14 protein-coding genes and 2 pseudogenes are annotated in these 13,255 nt (G+C 58.9%); 10 read left to right on the top strand and 6 right to left on the bottom strand.

Annotated elements, in window-relative coordinates:
* The first annotated feature begins 70 nt into the window (after nucleotides 1-70).
* The 3 genes and pseudogenes from RBH10_RS21545 (at nucleotide 71) to RBH10_RS21530 (ending at nucleotide 2,333) form a co-directional block, all read left to right on the top strand.
* Nucleotides 71-769, top strand: a complete 699-nt coding sequence (locus tag RBH10_RS21545) for a type 1 glutamine amidotransferase (RefSeq protein ID WP_281037962.1) — start codon at nucleotides 71-73, stop codon at nucleotides 767-769.
* 86 nt (nucleotides 770-855) lie between these two features.
* A pseudogene (locus RBH10_RS21540) lies at nucleotides 856-1,045 on the top strand (YegP family protein).
* A gap of 177 nt (nucleotides 1,046-1,222) precedes the next feature.
* Nucleotides 1,223-2,333, top strand: a pseudogene (locus RBH10_RS21530) (GH25 family lysozyme).
* Between the two features lie 12 nt (nucleotides 2,334-2,345).
* Here the strand turns inward: RBH10_RS21530 and RBH10_RS21525 are convergent.
* A complete protein-coding gene (locus RBH10_RS21525) occupies nucleotides 2,346-3,221 on the bottom strand; it encodes a DMT family transporter (protein WP_281037964.1) in 876 nt (291 codons plus the stop codon).
* Nucleotides 3,222-3,337: 116 nt separating this feature from the next.
* Here RBH10_RS21525 and RBH10_RS21520 point away from each other — a divergent pair, with 116 nt between their 5' ends.
* Nucleotides 3,338-4,750 carry a PLP-dependent aminotransferase family protein gene (locus RBH10_RS21520; protein WP_281037965.1) on the top strand — a complete coding sequence of 471 codons (1,413 nt, stop codon included), beginning with the start codon at nucleotides 3,338-3,340 and terminating at the stop codon, nucleotides 4,748-4,750.
* Nucleotides 4,751-4,822: 72 nt separating this feature from the next.
* Nucleotides 4,823-5,140 carry a hypothetical protein gene (locus tag RBH10_RS21515; RefSeq protein ID WP_045015333.1) on the top strand — a complete coding sequence of 106 codons (318 nt, stop codon included), beginning with the start codon at nucleotides 4,823-4,825 and terminating at the stop codon, nucleotides 5,138-5,140.
* 82 nt (nucleotides 5,141-5,222) lie between these two features.
* Here the strand turns inward: RBH10_RS21515 and RBH10_RS21510 are convergent, their stop codons facing one another.
* Nucleotides 5,223-5,681, bottom strand: coding sequence for an Rrf2 family transcriptional regulator (locus RBH10_RS21510; RefSeq protein ID WP_281037966.1), 459 nt, complete (start codon nucleotides 5,679-5,681; stop codon nucleotides 5,223-5,225).
* Nucleotides 5,682-5,836: 155 nt separating this feature from the next.
* Between RBH10_RS21510 and RBH10_RS21505 the strand changes: the two genes are divergently transcribed.
* Complete coding sequence (locus tag RBH10_RS21505; RefSeq protein ID WP_281037967.1) at nucleotides 5,837-6,724, top strand: NAD(P)/FAD-dependent oxidoreductase; 888 nt, start codon at nucleotides 5,837-5,839, stop codon at nucleotides 6,722-6,724.
* Between the two features lie 104 nt (nucleotides 6,725-6,828).
* Here RBH10_RS21505 and RBH10_RS21500 read toward each other — a convergent pair whose 3' ends face one another.
* The gene (locus RBH10_RS21500; RefSeq protein ID WP_281038143.1) at nucleotides 6,829-7,608 is read right to left on the bottom strand and encodes an AraC family transcriptional regulator; all 780 of its coding nucleotides are present in this window, start codon (nucleotides 7,606-7,608) and stop codon (nucleotides 6,829-6,831) included.
* Between the two features lie 94 nt (nucleotides 7,609-7,702).
* Between RBH10_RS21500 and RBH10_RS21495 the strand changes: the two genes are divergently transcribed.
* Entirely contained in the window at nucleotides 7,703-8,110 is a 408-nt protein-coding gene (locus RBH10_RS21495; protein WP_281037968.1) for a DUF2000 family protein, read from the top strand.
* Between the two features lie 71 nt (nucleotides 8,111-8,181).
* Here RBH10_RS21495 and lepA read toward each other — a convergent pair whose 3' ends face one another.
* From lepA to RBH10_RS21480, 3 genes are all read right to left on the bottom strand, one after another.
* Nucleotides 8,182-10,020 (bottom strand): translation elongation factor 4, encoded by a 1,839-nt coding sequence (gene lepA / locus RBH10_RS21490; protein WP_045015329.1) that lies wholly within the window; start codon nucleotides 10,018-10,020, stop codon nucleotides 8,182-8,184.
* A gap of 61 nt (nucleotides 10,021-10,081) precedes the next feature.
* On the bottom strand, nucleotides 10,082-10,951 hold the full coding sequence (locus tag RBH10_RS21485) for a carbon-nitrogen hydrolase family protein (RefSeq protein WP_281037969.1): 870 nt from the start codon (nucleotides 10,949-10,951) through the stop codon (nucleotides 10,082-10,084).
* Entirely contained in the window at nucleotides 10,948-11,556 is a 609-nt protein-coding gene (locus tag RBH10_RS21480) for a GNAT family N-acetyltransferase (RefSeq protein ID WP_281037970.1), read from the bottom strand. The genes RBH10_RS21485 and RBH10_RS21480 overlap by 4 nt, the downstream gene beginning before the upstream one ends.
* A 72-nt stretch (nucleotides 11,557-11,628) precedes the next feature.
* Between RBH10_RS21480 and RBH10_RS21475 the strand changes: the two genes are divergently transcribed.
* From RBH10_RS21475 to RBH10_RS21465, 3 genes are all read left to right on the top strand, one after another.
* On the top strand, nucleotides 11,629-12,030 hold the full coding sequence (locus tag RBH10_RS21475; protein ID WP_281037971.1) for a ketosteroid isomerase-related protein: 402 nt from the start codon (nucleotides 11,629-11,631) through the stop codon (nucleotides 12,028-12,030).
* 94 nt (nucleotides 12,031-12,124) lie between these two features.
* The gene (locus RBH10_RS21470; protein ID WP_372339794.1) at nucleotides 12,125-12,706 is read left to right on the top strand and encodes a helix-turn-helix domain-containing protein; all 582 of its coding nucleotides are present in this window, start codon (nucleotides 12,125-12,127) and stop codon (nucleotides 12,704-12,706) included.
* Between the two features lie 21 nt (nucleotides 12,707-12,727).
* Nucleotides 12,728-13,246, top strand: a complete 519-nt coding sequence (locus tag RBH10_RS21465) for a GNAT family N-acetyltransferase (protein WP_281037972.1) — start codon at nucleotides 12,728-12,730, stop codon at nucleotides 13,244-13,246.
* Nucleotides 13,247-13,255 lie beyond the last annotated feature (9 nt).

The raw sequence follows: 13,255 nt of genomic DNA, 5'->3' as shown, positions 1-13,255 counted from the left end.
TCTCGTGATGAAGCTGGATTCGGTCGGCGATGTCAGCCGATCGAATTCCGCGTTGTCGACAAGGGGCCTCATGCGCGTTGCAATTATCGAAAATATGGCGGGCACGCCGCATGGACAGCTCGGCGTTGCCCTTGAAGAGGCAGGGGCGGAAGTACACGTCATCCGCGCCTATGCGGGGGAGCCTCTTCCCGCAGGCGCGGGTAATCATGATGCGCTCGTCGTTCTGGGCGGCGAGCAGAATGCCCTTGATGATGTGTTTTATCCCTATTTTCCCGACCTTGCGCTTTTGATGAAAGCCTTTGGTGATTCGAACAAGGCCGTGATGGGCGTTTGCCTTGGCAGCCAGTTGCTGGCGCGGGCCTATGGCGGTGAGAATATTCTGGCCGGCCCGCCCGAATTCGGCTGGGAAGACGTGTCCCTGACGGAAGAGGGTGTGTCTGATCCGCTCTTGGCAGGGCTGGAGAAGGTGTTTCCCATTTTTCAGTGGCATTGCGATACATTTACGCTTCCGCCCGAGGCGACGCGGCTTGCGACCAATGGCGCAACGCGAAATCAGGCGTTTCGTGTCGGCCGGGCTGCCTATGGCACGCAATTTCATTTCGAAGCCTCCACCGCCGTGGTCAGCGGGTGGTGTGAAGCATTCCCGGCTTCCGTCGAAAAAATGGCACCCGGCTGGATGAGCAATTACCGCGATCACCATAGTGAGCGTGCAGATGTGGCCGATGCGGCCGGTCTGGAAATTGCCCGCGCCTGGGTACGGCTTGTCTGAGCTGGCAATTATCGGTTGCGAATATCACCGAGGCCGCTCAGAATTGGGTCTGGTTCATCGCCGTTTGCCAAGGAGGCGCTAAGATCATGTATAAATTCGAGATCTATCAGGACAGAGCCGGGGAATATCGCTTCCGCTTCAAGGCATCCAACGGGGAAACGATGTTTTCGTCCGAAGGATACAAGGCGAAGGCGTCGGCCATCCATGCCATCGAGATCGATCAAGAGAAATTCCCCCGGCGCGGATACTGTCGATCTGAGCACAATGACCGCCTGAAGCCCCCGTTTCGCAAAACCTCGAAGCATTTCTCCTGCCAGAATTGACGGGCGCATTGGCGGGTGCCGGCGTAAAGATAAGATTCAGTCTTTTTTGATAATCTTCCGTTAGCAATTGTATTTCGAGGTTCCCGGGCGGCGTCAGAATGCCTCCCCATTGTTTTGCGTACGGGTTTTCATGCGTTCATCGGCTGTACCAGCACTTCTCTTCGGTTGCCTTCTGCTAGGTGGCTGCACGTCCAGTTCCGGGCCGGAAAGCCTGATGGCGGGCTTACCTTCGAAGGAAACGACGAGTTCGGTCACGCCATCCGCACCGGTGCCGCAGGCAAGCGTGGGCAGCCAACCCATCACCGCCCAGCCGCGACAGCAGGTTCTGGCCTGGGGTGGGCCGGTGCCCGAAGAACCCAAGGCCTTTTCCGCCATTACGCCCAGAGCATCCTTGCCGCAGGACGCACCTGAAATCCGTTTGCCCGTCCCGTCACAGGCTGGAATGGTGCGGCCGGCGGAGCGCCCCATGGAACGCCAGATGGAGCGTCCGGTGCAATTGGCCATGGCTGTCGCTCCGGCGGCGAGTGCCGGTGCACAGATACGCTCGCGTATTTTCCGCTCCAGCTTCAGCGATGCCAAGCCCATCAATTTCGGCAGGGTCCAGCCACGCCATTTTCAGGTCCACGGGGTGGATGTGTCGCGCTGGCAAGCAAATATAGACTGGCCGCAGCTGCGCACACGCGGCGCCAACTTCGCCTTCATCAAAGCGACGGATGGCGGCGACCATCTTGATCCGATGTTCCGCACCAACTGGCAGCGTGCAAAGGAAGCGGGCCTGCGCCGTGGCGCTTACCACTTCTTTTATTGGTGCCGCTCGGCCGGCGAGCAGGCCGACTGGTTCATTCGCAACGTCCCGCGCGATCCGGATGCGTTGCCGCCGGTGATCGACGTGGAATATAACGGCGAGATCGAGCTGCAAGATGCGCCATTCCCGCGAGCGCATTCTGGAAAAGATGCGCGTGTTCATGGACAAGCTCGAGCGCCATTACGGACAGCGCCCGATCATTTACACGGCGCCCGATTTTTATAAGGACAATCTCACCGGCGAGTTCCAGGATTATCCTTTCTGGCTGCGCGCCGTCGCCCAGCACCCATCCGTGGTCTATCCCGGCCGCAAGTGGCTGTTCTGGCAATATTCCGGCTCGGGCCTGTCGCATGGCGTCGATGGCCGCATCGATCTCAATGTCTTCAACGGCAACGAGGAAGCATGGCATCGCTGGGTGGGGCGCCGCTCCAGCTGACAATGGCGGGCGTCAGCGCGAAAATTTTCGCGCACCCGCAACACAAAGCACCACCACAAGCGTGATGCCAATCATCGCCGGGCTGACCTCCTCGTGGAGCAGCGTTGCAGCAAGCACCAGCCCGAAGAACGGCTGCAGCAATTGCAACTGACCGACTGCGGCGATGCCGCCGAGCGCCAGCCCGCGATACCAGAAGATGAAACCGATCAGCATGCTGAACAGGGATACGTAAGCAAGGCCGCCCCAGGCCTGCGGATTGATGCCGGCAAGTGTTTGCGGCCCTGTTAAAAACGCAAGCGGCAGCATCACCGGCAGCGACAGAACCAGCGCCCATGAGATGACCTGCCAGCCACCCAGTTTGCGGGAAAGAGCGGCACCCTCCGCATAGCCAAGTCCACAGACGATAATCGCACCCAACATCAAGAGATCGCCGGCAAGCGAGGCTCCGAGCCCGGAGGCCAGCGAATTCGACAATGAAAAGCCGGCTACCAGAACGCTGCCCAGACAGGAAAAGAGCCAGAAGGCGGGGCGCGGGCGTTCTCCACCCCGCAGCACGGCAAAAATCGCGGTTGCCAGCGGCAAAAGCCCGACAAAGATAATGGAATGCGCCGAGGTGATGTGTCGCAAGGCGAGAGCCGTCAACAGCGGGAAGCCCACCACTACGCCGAAGGACACGATGAAAAGCGATGTCAGATCATCGCGCGCCGGGCGCTTTTGCCTGAACAAAAAAAGCAAAGCGAGCGCCAGAATTCCGGCAATGCTGGCGCGGGCGAGGGTCAGGAACACTGGATCGAAACCCGTTACCGCAATGCGCGTGGCGGGCAGCGAGCCGCTGAATATCACCACGCCTGTAAGGCCACTTAGCCAGCCACTTGTCGTCTTGTCCATTATCGTCTCCTGCGTATCGCCTTTCTTGATCCGGAACGGCTGGTGAAAACAGCCGCAATCCTATACAATTTCAACAAACTGTTATGGTTGTTCAGGCGGTACGGTTGGAGAGAAATGTGGACGGACACGTCGCTACGGGAACGCGCATAGAAAAGGTGATGGCAAGTGTGCGGCAACGCATTGCCTCGCGCAGCCTCGTTCCGGGGGCCAGATTGCCGTCCGTCAGGGCGCTGGCGAAGGCCATGCAGGTCTCCATCTCCACCGTTGTTGAGGCCTATGATCGACTGGTTGCCGATGGCACCATAAGCTCGCGTCCCGGTTCGGGATTTTTTGTGGCCGGCCCGCTTGCGCCCCTGTCGCTGGCTGATATCGAGCCTCGGCTGGACAGGGCGGTGGATCCGCTCTGGGTGTCGCGGCAAGCGCTGGATGAAGGGGCGACCGTTGCCAAGCCCGGCTGCGGCTGGCTTCCCGCATCATGGATGCCGGAACAGGCGCTAAGGCGGGCGATGAGGGGGCTTGCCCGTGCCGATGCCTCCTTGCTGACGGATTATGGAAGCCCGATGGGGCTTTTGCCGCTACGCCAGCTTCTGTCGCGCAGGCTTGCCGAACATGGCGTGCAGGCGGGTGCCAACCAGATCATGCTCACCGATTCCGGCACACAGGCTATCGATCTTCTGTGCCGTTTCCTGCTGCAGCCGGGGGATACGGTGATTGTCGATGATCCCTGTTACTTCAACTTCCACGCCCTCTTGCGGGCGCATCGGGTGAAAATCGTCGGTGTGCCTTATACGCCGGTGGGACCGGACCTGCCGCTGTTCGAGCAGGCGCTGAAAGAGCACCAGCCCCGTCTTTATATCACCAATTCCGCGATCCATAATCCGACGGGCGCAAGACTTTCTGCCGTTTGCGCCCATCGCCTGCTGATGCTGGCCGAACAGGCAGGCCTTACCATCATCGAGGACGATATTTTTGCCGATTTCGAAACGCAGGCGGCACCACGGCTGGCTGCTTTCGATGGTCTGAACCGCGTCGTCCAGATCGGCAGTTTTTCAAAAACCCTGTCCGCGTCCGTGCGGTGCGGTTTCATCGCGGCTCCTCTGGCATGGGTGGAGGCCCTGACCGACCTCAAGATCGCCACCGCTTTTGGCGGGGCGCATTTTTCGGCGGCGCTGGTTCTGTCGCTTCTGACGGATGGCAGTTACCGCAAGCATGTCGAGGCTCTTCGGCAGCGTCTTGCGGCGACGGTGCCTGAGGTGGCGGCGCGGTTGATAGAGATTGGATGTGTGCCTTGGATCGAGCCGCAGGCGGGCATGTTCCTGTGGTGCCGCCTGCCGGAAGGGCTTGATGCCGGCGATGTGGCGCGCCGGGCGCTGTCGCAGCAGGTGGTGCTGGCACCCGGTAATGTCTTCAGTTCCTCTCAGAATGCATCTGGTTTCATGCGTTTCAATGTCTCGCAAATGGCCGGTCCGCAGGTCATGACGGTGCTGGAAAATGCCCTCCGGCAGGGGCTGGATCGTCGCCCATCCTGACGGCGCGGAGGATAATCGGAACAAAATCCCGTGAATGCCGTTTTCTCCCGAGAATGAAGAGGAGGAAATACCATGACATTCGACCCAAACAACCCGCGCCCGGACCGTGACCTTCGTCCGGAACTGAATATCAGCAATGAACCGCTTGCCCGCAAGTCTCCGTCCTGGATGCCATGGCTGGCTATTCTCGTCGTCGCATTGGTGGGCGTTTTCGCCTGGTCGCAGATGAGCGGCCCGACCACCGATCCGGCTACGACATCGTCAACCATGCCGCCTGCGGCAACGGAACAGGCACCGGCGCCCGTGACTCCGACCGTCCCGGCAACGCCGCCTGCCAACAATGCTGCACCGGCAAGCCCGACAACTGGCGGCACGCAGACACAGCCGTAACGGGTTTAATTACCTGATAAAATCGCCTGCCTTCGGGCAGGCGATTTTTCTGTTGCGATAAAGGTGAAATACATTCCCCGCCTCAGAGTTGCTCCATGGCGGAGGGGTGGTTGGACAATTTTGACCAGCGGGTAATCGATTCTTCCGCCAGCGCCGAAAGTGTAATGCTTCCGAAGCGGGACAGGAGAATGGTTTCCGCCTCATTCATGGCGTCGAAAAGGGCGGCATTGACGGCCTGCTCGATGACGCAGTTCGGATTGTCGCCCGCCAGCCCTATCGAGAACAGTTCCGGTGTGCCAAGCGCCCGGTAGATATCGAGCAGCGTGATTTCGCTGAGCGGCCGCGCCAGAACCCAGCCGCCGCCGTGACCTTTTTCCGAAGACACATAACCGTGTTCACGCAAACCTGCCATGGTTCTGCGCACCACCACCGGGTTGGTCTGAAGCATCGCCGCGATGCTTTCAGACGTCGCGGCACCCTCGTGTTTTTCCATATGGATCAGAATATGCAGCACCCGTGAAAGGCGCGTGTCGTGTCTCATCGCTGAAATCCGTCTGTTTTTTGCGACGCTACCAGTTTCCATATGACGTAACAATATAAGTTGCGTGACTATTGACTCCAAAAATCACGTAACAATATAAGTGTCGTGAAAATGAACGGGCGCTTCCAGCTCGACTTTAGAACGATAGGTGCATCATGAAATACGACGTCATCATCATTGGCGGCAGCTATGCGGGCCTGTCCGCCGCCTTGCAGCTTGGCCGCGCCAGAAAGAACATTCTGGTGGTGGATGCGGGTGAGCGGAGAAACCGCTTCGCCAGCCATTCCCACGGCTTTCTCGGACAGGACGGCAAGGCACCGGGCGATATCGTCGCCGAGGCGCGCCGCCAGATCGAGCGCTATCCGACAATACACTGGGCAAAGGGCAGGGTGACGAACGTCGAAGGGTCATTCAATGACTTCGTCGTCGAGATCGACGGCAACCGCATCGAGAAAGCCGCCCGGCTTATCCTCGCCATGGGTGTTACCGATGAACTGCCCGATATAGCCGGGCTGAAAGAGCGCTGGGGTACTACCATCTTCCATTGCCCCTATTGCCATGGATACGAACTGAATCAGGGCAAGATCGGCGTTATCGCAGCCTCGCCGCTGGCCATCCATCATGCGTTGATGCTTCCGGACTGGGGTGAGACGACCTTTTTCACCAATGGCATAGTCGTGCCGGATGCTGACCAGAATGCACTTCTGGCGTCCCGGGGTGTCAGGGTGGAAAAAGATCGCATCAGGGAAATCACGGGACATGCGGATGTCGTTCTTGCGGACGGACGCAGCATGCCAATGGCCGGTCTTTTTACCCAGCCGAAATTGAGGATCACCTCGAACTGGGTCGAAAAACTCGGTTGCACTATCGAGGAAGGGCCGATGGGATCAAGCATTGTGGCGGATGCCATGAAACAGACCACAGCCCGCGGCATCTTCGCCTGCGGTGACGTGGCAAGACCCGCCGGCTCGGTCGCCCTTTCGGTTGGCGACGGCGCCATGGCTGGGGCTGCAACTCACCGGTCGATCCTGTTTCCGGAATGACGAGAGCATTTCCAGTAAAAGTGCCTAGCGGTTTTGCGTCCGAATATTGCGATGAAACAAAGAAATAGAGCACGTCCCACGATTCCGTTTAGACCGGACGTGCTCTAGTGCGAAACGAGATTCAGCCAGCGTCCCGGAGGCATGCCGAAGGCATTCTTGAAGTGGCGGGTAAAATGAGCCTGATCGGCAAAGCCGCAGGCAAACGCCGTTTCCGCAAGGCCCGCACCTGCACGCATCATGTCTTTGCATTTTTGCAGTCGCCGCATGATGAGATAACGGTGCGGGCTCGTGCCGAACAGACAGCGGAAGTGCCGAAAGAGTGAAAAGCGATCAAGCCCGCTGACTTGCTCCAGCTCCTCTGAACTGACCGTGAGAGTGCTGTTCTCCAGCAAATAATCGCGGCAACGGAGAACGGCGATCCGGTCAAGCCGCCTGATGCTTCTCTCGCTTCCGTTCGAATGTTTCCAGAGTAGATCCGCCAGTCTCGATTGCCAGTCGGTCAACAGCAGATTGTCCGGCTCGCGTTCGAGATTGCTGAGAACCTCTACCAGGCATTGCCGGAACTCATCGTCTTCGAAGACCGGATTTTTTGCAAAGGGCAACGAATGATATTCGGTCGCCGCCGCCATTTTTTCCGGAGGAAGGTAGAGCATGCGGTAGTGCAGGCCTTCCTCCGTGCCCGCGCCGCCATCGTGGAGTTCGTCCGGATGCAGCACGATCACCTTTCCGGGCGTGCTGAAATGCGTTGTACCGCGATAGGAAAAGGTCTGGACGCCGGAAAGGGTGACGCCCAGCGCATAGGTGTCGTGGCGATGAGGCGCGTAGGCGTTGCCGTGGAACCGCGCGTCTATACGTTCTATGCCCTCGCTGGAGGGGGCCTGCACGATCCCCTCGAATTTGCACGAACGTTCAAGATCGATGGTGCGCCGGGGGTCTAGGATAACCTCTCCTTCGTAACCACAGCCAGATTGAGTTCGCATGTTTGATACCAAGATTGCCGTCATCCTTCGTGATGACCTTGCCGTGTGGCAAAAACTGAACGTCACCGCATTTCTCATGTCGGGGATCGTCGCCCAGACGAAAGAGATCATTGGCGAACCATACCGCGACGGGGCGGGCAACGTCTACAATCCCCTTTCCGTTCAGCCGATTGTCGTGATGGCCACGGATCAGGAGGCGCTGCGCAAAATCCATCAGCGGTCGCTGGAACGCGACGTCACCACATCGCTCTACATTGAGGAAATGTTTGCGACCGGCCACGACGTTGCCAATCGACAGGTCTTTTCGGAATTTTCTCCTGACAATGCAAAGGTCGTCGGCATGGCGCTGAGGGCCGAGAAGAAAATCGTCGACAAGATCACCAAGGGTGCGAAGCTGCACGCTTGAAGATCGCGTCCAGATACGAAAAAGGGAGGCTGCAAGCCTCCCTTGTAAACCCACCGCGATAAGAATGCAGCTTATTCGTCGTTCATCTTCAGAGCGGCGATAAACGCTTCCTGCGGAATTTCCACCTTGCCAAACTGGCGCATGCGCTTTTTGCCTTCCTTCTGCTTGTCCAGAAGTTTGCGTTTGCGCGTCGCGTCGCCGCCGTAGCACTTCGCCGTCACGTCCTTGCGCAGCGCGCGCACGGTTTCGCGGGCAATGACCTTGCCGCCGATGGCCGCCTGGATCGGGATCTGGAACATGTGCGGCGGAATGAGTTCCTTCAGCTTTTCGCACATGCCGCGTCCGCGCCGGTCTGCCGCCGAGCGGTGAACCAGCATGGACAGCGCATCCACCGGGTCGCCGTTGACGAGGATCGACATCTTGACGAGATCGCCTTCGCGATAGTCGATGATGTTGTAATCGAACGAGGCATAACCCTTGGAGATGGATTTCAGCCGGTCGTAGAAATCGAACACCACTTCGTTGAGCGGCAATTCATAGGTAATCATCGCGCGGTTGCCGACATAGGTCAGCTCGGTCTGCAGGCCGCGTCGGTCCTGACAGAGTTTCAGGATGCCGCCGAGATATTCATCGGGCGTCAGGATCGTCGCCTTGATCCACGGCTCGCGGATTTCCTTGATCTTCACAACGTCAGGCATGTCGGCCGGGTTGTGCAGTTCCTTCTCCGTGCCATCAGTCAGCGTCATTTCATAGACAACCGAAGGTGCGGTGGCGACGAGATCGAGATTGAACTCGCGCTCGAGGCGTTCCTGAATGATTTCAAGATGCAGCAGGCCGAGGAAGCCGCAACGGAAACCGAAACCGAGAGCGGCAGACGATTCCATTTCGAAGGAGAAGGAGGCGTCGTTGAGGCGAAGTTTGCCCACCGCTGCGCGCAGGTCTTCGAAGTCCGCTGCGTCAACCGGGAAGAGACCACAGAAAACCACGGGCTGCGCGGGCTTGAAGCCGGGCAGGGCCTGCGCCGTCGGGCGCTTGTCGTCGGTAATCGTGTCGCCAACACGCGTATCGGCGACTTCCTTGATCGAGGCGGTGATGAAGCCGATCTCGCCGGGGCCGAGGCTGTCGACATTGACCATCTTCGGGGTCAGCACGCCGACGCGCTCGATGCCGTATTTCGCGCCCGAACCCATCATGCGGATCTGCTGGCCCTTGGTCAGCACGCCGTCGATGACGCGCACCAGAACCATGACGCCGAGATAGGTGTCGTACCAGCTGTCGACCAGCAGCGCCTTCAGCGGCCCGTTTTCGCCAACATCGCTCTTCGGCGGCGGCAGGCGGTTAACGATGGCTTCCAGAACATCGGGAATACCAAGCCCGGTTTTGGCCGAAATCATCACAGCTTCGGAAGCATCGATGCCGATCACTTCCTCGATCTGTTCCTTGATGCGGTCGGGTTCGGCGGCCGGCAGATCGATCTTGTTCAAGACCGTGACCAGCTCGTGATTGTTGTCGATCGCCTGATAGACGTTGGCAAGGGTCTGAGCTTCCACACCCTGCGATGCGTCCACGACCAGCAGCGAACCTTCGCAGGCCGAAAGCGAGCGGGACACTTCATAGGCAAAGTCGACGTGACCGGGCGTGTCGATGAGGTTCAGCACATAAGTTTCACCGTTGTTCGCCTTGTAGTGCAGGCGCACGGTCTGGGCCTTGATGGTGATGCCGCGCTCGCGCTCGATATCCATCGAATCGAGAACCTGTTCCGACATATCGCGTTCGGCAAGGCCGCCTGTCGACTGGATCAACCGGTCGGCCAGCGTCGATTTGCCGTGATCGATGTGGGCAACGATCGAGAAGTTGCGGATATGGTCCAGGGGCGTGCGGGTCGAATTTGTGCTCATGCCCCGCGCTATAGCAGGGGCTTGTCACACCGCAAAGCGGGAATTTGGTTAAAAGCCCTTTAAAATGGGCTTTTTAGATCGCAAATTGCTCAGGCCAGTCGCGGCGGGTGGCCACCTGCCCCTCGGTTCTGAGCCTCGCCACGGCAGCAAGGTCGATATCGGCGATCAGCAGAGTACTTTCCGTCACCGCATCGCTTTCGCTTTCGGCAATGATGCCGGATGCCGGCATGCCGTAGTCGGAGGGCACGTAAAGTGCCGCGCGGCCACGATTTTCATCGACGGCAGGAGACCATGGGGCCTCGCCCGCCGTGGGGGAGGAGAGAACGGCATATTGATTTTCCAGCGCCCGGGCCTGCGCGCCGATGCGCACCCGGTAAGCACCCGCCAGCGTATCGGTGCAGCTGGGAGCGAGAACCAGTTCCACGCCGAGCTCCGCCAGCTTCCGGCCAAGCATCGGGAACTCGTTGTCGTAGCAGATGAGGATGCCGAGCCTGCCGATCGGCGTCTCGAAGGCTTTCAGTCCCTCGACGCCGGCATGGATGTTCCATTGTTCCCGCTCGAAACGGGTCATGATCTGCTTGTCTTGATAACCGATCAGCCCGTTTGGGCCGAACAGCCATGCACGGTTGCGGAACTTGCCGTCGGGGTCCTTCACCGGCGCGCTGCCCGGCTGGAACAGGATTTGATGTTGACGCGCCAGCTCTTCGCAAAGCTCGATCCAGGAGGGGATGAGCGGCTGTATCTCTTCGATGGAGCTGTGCAGATCCGAGCGCACGTCGGGCGACAATTGCCCGGTCAGCGCCATGGCCGAATATTCCGGCAAGAGTAGCAGCTCGGCGCCTTTTGCCTTCGCCTCGCGCACAATGGCGGAAAGATGCGCGGCATAGCCTTCCCATGTCTCGATCAGTTCGATGGCATATTGGCTGGCGGCGAGGCGCGTCATCTGTTTCCGTCTCCGGCGGCGATGTTCTTCATCCAGAAGGACAGGGGTTTCGGGCTTTTTGTGCTCTCGTCGAGGTCCTGCCAGGTGAAGCTGGTGTACAGTTCGGGGTGATGGCGATAGCCGCGTTTTTCCCAGAAGGCATTCAACGGTACATAGTCCGCTGGCCTGCGCGGGTGGTCGGCGGGCCGCTCGACCGCACAGAAGGTGCACCAATCAAAGCCGAGCCTTTTTGCATGGGCCTCTCGTTCTTGGAAGAACCGCACGCCGAGGCCATGGCCGCGATAGTCAGCCAGAAGAACGCTTTCACCGAAGTAAAATATCCGGTCGGGATCGTGGCCGCCTTCAATGAAGGGCACCTTCACCTCGTCGGTTTCCGCCGCCATCGGCATGCCGGTGGACATGCCCACCACTTGGCTGCCATCCAGCGCCAGCACGAAAACCGCGCCTTTTGTGTTGGCATAGGTCGCGAGATATTTACGCTCGTGGTCCAGCGAACCGTCATAGAGATAGGGGAAGGCGCGGAAGACTGTGATCCGCAGGCGCGCAAGGTCATCGAAAAACGGGGCGGCATCAATGCCGGAAAGAGACTTGATTTCGACGGTCATGGGTATTTCACTTTCGGTTGTACTGGTTATACCGTCATGGAAAGCCCGCGCAAGCATTGAACGGAGAAGACGATGACCGCTGCCGAGACCATCCGCGCCTATTACGATGCCTTTAACCGTCAGGACATGGATGCCTTTCTGGCGCTTCTCCATGACGAGGTGGTGCATGATATCAATCAGGGCGAACGTCAGACCGGCAAGGTGGCTTTTGCGTCCTTCATGGACCACATGAACCGCTGCTATAAGGAAAATCTCACCGAGATGGTCATCATGGCGAGCGAGGATGGCAAGCGCGCCTCGGCGGAATTCATCGTGAACGGCGAATATCTCGCAACCGATGAGGGCTTGCCGGAAGCCGATGGTCAGACATACGTTCTGCCCGCAGGCGCATTCTTCGACCTGAAGGATGGGAAAGTTAGCCGAGTAACCAACTACTACAATCTGAACGACTGGATTGCCCAGGTCGGCGCCTGAGTCATCTTTTGCCGCACGGAATCGACGGCAAAAGGTGATCACTGTTTCTATTATAATGGATATTGACTCCATCATGTGAGAATGCAATTCTCGCATGATGGAAAACGAAGATCTTATTCTTGAACGTTCGATCGGTGACCGGATCAAGACGTTGCGCGCTGAAAACTGCCTGACGCTGGACCGACTCGCCGCCGAATCTGGCGTCAGCCGCGCGATGATTTCCCGCATCGAACGCGGCGAAGCGAGCCCCACGGCCTCGCTGCTTGCCCGCATCTGCGCAGCACTTGGCCTGTCGCTCTCCGGCTTTTTCGCCGAAGACGAAGAGGCTGTGTCTCCGCTGATCAGAAAGCGCGATCAGCAGCTCTGGAAAGACCCGGAGACCGGTTATCTGCGCCGGGCCATCTCCCCTCCGCGCGTGGGTTCCGATGTCGATATCGTCGAGGTCGAGTTTCCGGCAGGTGCGCGCGTCGGTTTCCCTCCGCATGCGGCAAGCCGCGGAATGACGCAATATGTCTGGCTTTTCGAAGGTGTGCTGGAAATGACGAGCGGTGGAGACGTTCACCGGCTGGAGCCCGGCGATTGCCTTTTCATGCCGGTGGGTGAGGGACATGTTTTCCACAATCCCACCGAAAAACCCGCCCGTTATGCCGTCGTGCTGGATCAAAGACAGCGCTGATTTTCCCCGACAGGAGTTTACATGTCCATCATCCGCGTACTGAACCGGACAGAGACGATCAATGCCTTGCCAGAACTTTGTGGCGTTCTCGCCGCTTGCGTGAACGGCGGCGCATCCGTGGGTTTCATGTTGCCCTTTTCCCCGCAAGATGCCGAACCCTTCTGGCAGTCAGTGGCGGAAACGGTGGGTGAGGGCGACACCATTCATGTGGTGGCGGAAGTGGACGGCAAGGTGGTGGGCACCGTGCAGGTGGGCCTTGCCTCCAAGCCCAACCAGCCCCATCGCGGTGACCTGATGAAGCTTCTCGTGCATCCCTCCGCGCGTGGGCTGGGGCTTGCCCGTAAGCTCATGCAAAAAGTCGAAGTGGAAGCGGCAAAACGTGGCCGTACCCTGCTTGTGCTGGATACGGCCACGGGCAGCGATGCGGAGGCGATCTATCCCCGTCTCGGCTGGGAACGGGTCGGCGTCATCCCCGATTACGCTCTGTTTCCCGACGGTCGTTATTGCGGCACGACCCTGTTCTACAAGCGGATCGGTTAGACATTTCAG

Source organism: Rhizobium sp. AN73 (genome assembly GCF_030757975.1).
Lineage (GTDB): Bacteria > Pseudomonadota > Alphaproteobacteria > Rhizobiales > Rhizobiaceae > Agrobacterium > Agrobacterium arsenijevicii.
Note: the sequence above shows the minus strand (reverse complement) of the source record. Positions and strands in the feature narration are given on the sequence as shown.

Coding starts and splice junctions, on each gene's coding strand:
- RBH10_RS21515 (WP_045015333.1), top strand. CDS start 4,823: ATGACATTCGACCCAAACAACCCGCGCCCGGACCGTGACCTTCGTCCG.
- RBH10_RS21510 (WP_281037966.1), bottom strand. CDS start 5,681: ATGAGACACGACACGCGCCTTTCACGGGTGCTGCATATTCTGATCCAT.
- RBH10_RS21545 (WP_281037962.1), top strand. CDS start 71: ATGCGCGTTGCAATTATCGAAAATATGGCGGGCACGCCGCATGGACAG.
- RBH10_RS21495 (WP_281037968.1), top strand. CDS start 7,703: ATGTTTGATACCAAGATTGCCGTCATCCTTCGTGATGACCTTGCCGTG.
- RBH10_RS21525 (WP_281037964.1), bottom strand. CDS start 3,221: ATGGACAAGACGACAAGTGGCTGGCTAAGTGGCCTTACAGGCGTGGTG.
- RBH10_RS21480 (WP_281037970.1), bottom strand. CDS start 11,556: ATGACCGTCGAAATCAAGTCTCTTTCCGGCATTGATGCCGCCCCGTTT.
- RBH10_RS21505 (WP_281037967.1), top strand. CDS start 5,837: ATGAAATACGACGTCATCATCATTGGCGGCAGCTATGCGGGCCTGTCC.
- RBH10_RS21465 (WP_281037972.1), top strand. CDS start 12,728: ATGTCCATCATCCGCGTACTGAACCGGACAGAGACGATCAATGCCTTG.
- RBH10_RS21485 (WP_281037969.1), bottom strand. CDS start 10,951: ATGACGCGCCTCGCCGCCAGCCAATATGCCATCGAACTGATCGAGACA.
- RBH10_RS21475 (WP_281037971.1), top strand. CDS start 11,629: ATGACCGCTGCCGAGACCATCCGCGCCTATTACGATGCCTTTAACCGT.
- RBH10_RS21470 (WP_372339794.1), top strand. CDS start 12,125: ATGATGGAAAACGAAGATCTTATTCTTGAACGTTCGATCGGTGACCGG.